Origin of the sequence: Bariatricus sp. HCP28S3_F11, from assembly GCF_052065395.1 — a bacterium.
GTDB lineage: Bacteria > Bacillota > Clostridia > Lachnospirales > Lachnospiraceae > Allocoprococcus.
The window spans coordinates 1-2,407 of sequence record NZ_JBQHUC010000082.1; the positions used below are offsets into that span (position 1 = coordinate 1).

A 2,407-nucleotide genomic window follows, 5' to 3' on the forward strand; every position below is an offset into this window, starting at 1 on the left:
TCTTTGCCGTTACTATAAGTATACAGAACGGCATAAACAAACTCAATACCTTCCGGCTTACACAGTTTCATTTATGGTGGTGCCAAGTGTGCGGGCATGGGAGTTTAGGGTTTGATATTCCCGATACATGGCAGATTGCACATATAGAAAGCATTAGTAATTCGGTTGCCTCAAAACAATACCAAATTGCAGCTTCAGAATTTAAGACAGCTGGAAAATATCCTGTTGTAAGCCAATCAAAAGAATACGTAATAGGTTATTGTGACGATGAGTCGAGGCTCTATAAACATGAAAAGCCTATAATAATATTCGGAGATCACACAACCATTGTTAAATACATTGATTTTGATTTTGTAGTCGGAGCGGATGGCACCAAAATATTTGAACCCAATGATAATATAATCCTAACGAAATTCTTTGGATATGTTTTAGAATACTATTCAACTGGACTTGAGAAAGTTGGAGGATATTCACGACATTACAAATATGTGAAGAATAAACCATTTCCTATCCCTCCTATTAACGAGCAGGAACGCATTATTGCAAAGGTAGAGGAGCTACTTCCATATGTTGATCGTTACGCTGAATCATATGAGAAATTAGAATTGTTTAATACAAGATTTCCTGATGAAATGAAAAAATCAATACTTCAATATGCCATCCAAGGAAAACTTGTCGAACAAAGACCAGAAGAAGGAACAGCTGATGAATTATATGAAAGAATAAAGAAATCTGAAAGAATTAAGGAAATCACTGCGGAAGATATACCCTTTGATATTCCAGATAGTTGGAAGTGGGTAAGAATGGGCGAAATAGGTGAAACTAATATCGGTTTGACATATAAACCTTCTGATAAGAACAACGAAGGCACGATAGTTCTTCGTTCAAGCAATATCCAAAATGGTTCTATGGATTATGCGGATATTGTGAAAGTGCGTTGTGATATTCCTGAACGAGCTATGATTTCTAAAGGAGACTTATTGATATGCGCAAGAAACGGTAGCAGGTCATTAGTGGGAAAAGCTGCTATAGTTGATAAAGATGGAATGGCTTTTGGCGCATTTATGGCTAAGTTTAGTAGTCCGATCAATCCATATATTTATTATTTTTTGCAGTCACCGATTTTTCGAGGGCAACTTGATGGTGTGAAAACTGAAACCATAAATCAAATCACTCAAGATATGCTGAAAAATCAGCTCATTCCGCTTCCGCCGCTTGAAGAACAACAACGTATAGTTTCAAAGTTGCAGGAGTTGTTGCCATATTGTGAGAGGTTAGCGAAATGAAAACTATAGCATTAAGATTTGGTGAACACTTTTCGCCTGAATGCGGAACAATAGCGGCTCATGAAGAAATCATTGATAAACTTGGTTATGTTTGTATGGAAAGATGGGAGCCAAAGTATCAGAAAAAATTATAAAGGAAATACTGTCCGTTGAACACCCAAAATTTCTACTAATTAGAAGTGGCAAAACCGAAAGATATTGGGCAAGTATAGAAACTATACAGTATTCTGCTCCATCTAAAGAAGGTATACCTGAATATTATAGAGACACAGCGGGGACATTTAAAACATGGTTTAAGATAAAAGAAATATCTCTTGCAGATAAGGATGTAATGAGTAAATGTGTTGTGGCTTCATCCGGAAAAGTGTTAGGAGAAGCATCGAAACATAGTATGAGTCCATATTTTATAATAAACTATGAAGACTAAATACACGGAGATGGAGTCTATTCCATCGTAAGCGCCAAATATTCCTGCGGATTTCCTGATCCTCAAGTTTTGCCTATAATTGTAGTCGATAGATATTTAGACTATTTCACTACAATTATGGAGGATAGGTTATGGCAGGTACTAGCAGAGCCCGTGTCCCGATGGCGGAACAGATCAGGCTTATCAATGAATGCCGCCAGAGCGGCATGACAGATGCTGACTGGTGTCGTGAGAACGACATTGCAGTAAGCACTTTTTACAACTGGGTCAGCCGCTGTCGGAAAGCAGCAGCGGATCAGATCCCACCACCGAATTATGGTCATCTTGAGGTTCCCCGCCCGAAACAGGACGTGGTTCCCATTGGCATTGTTCCGGATCACATTTCGGAACAGCATACAGCATCACAGATGCAAAACTCGTACCTTGACAATTCACATACGATTGAAGTTGCTATGAAGGATATCACAGTCCGCATCAGCAATGATGCAGATCCGGTCCTGCTCACCAGGACATTCCGCCTGCTTCAGGAGCTCTCATGTTAGGTGACATCTCCGGACTTGAGAAGATCTACATTGTCTGCGGCTTATCCTCACGATATTTTTATCCTCATCTTTTCTGGATATAAAGATATTTACTCACTTCTTCACAAAAAAGATGAGGATAACATTATTTATCTTAAACCACAGATACGTGC

The 2,407-nt window shown here is 38.8% G+C and carries 4 protein-coding genes; all 4 read left to right on the forward strand.

Annotated elements, in window-relative coordinates; translation table 11 throughout:
• On the forward strand, positions 1–1,286 hold a 1,286-nt coding region (locus ACTNBR_RS16235), incomplete at its 5' end, for a restriction endonuclease subunit S (RefSeq protein ID WP_441019223.1).
• Positions 1,283–1,420, forward strand: a complete 138-nt coding sequence (locus ACTNBR_RS16240) for a hypothetical protein (RefSeq protein ID WP_441019225.1) — start codon at positions 1,283–1,285, stop codon at positions 1,418–1,420. The genes ACTNBR_RS16235 and ACTNBR_RS16240, both read left to right, overlap by 4 nt.
• Positions 1,390–1,713: a hypothetical protein gene (locus ACTNBR_RS16245; protein WP_441019227.1), complete on the forward strand. Its 324-nt coding sequence runs from the start codon at positions 1,390–1,392 to the stop codon at positions 1,711–1,713. The genes ACTNBR_RS16240 and ACTNBR_RS16245 overlap by 31 nt, the downstream gene beginning before the upstream one ends.
• A gap of 131 nt (positions 1,714–1,844) precedes the next feature.
• Positions 1,845–2,255, forward strand: a complete 411-nt coding sequence (tnpA, locus tag ACTNBR_RS16250) for an IS66 family insertion sequence element accessory protein TnpA (RefSeq protein ID WP_415940200.1) — start codon at positions 1,845–1,847, stop codon at positions 2,253–2,255.
• The last annotated feature ends 152 nt before the right edge of the window (positions 2,256–2,407 follow it).

Bases quoted from the DNA above. Each gene is read 5' to 3' on its own strand.
- ACTNBR_RS16245 (WP_441019227.1), top strand. From the start codon at position 1,390: ATGGGAGCCAAAGTATCAGAAAAAATTATAAAGGAAATACTGTCCGTT.
- ACTNBR_RS16240 (WP_441019225.1), top strand. From the start codon at position 1,283: ATGAAAACTATAGCATTAAGATTTGGTGAACACTTTTCGCCTGAATGC.
- tnpA (WP_415940200.1), top strand. From the start codon at position 1,845: ATGGCAGGTACTAGCAGAGCCCGTGTCCCGATGGCGGAACAGATCAGG.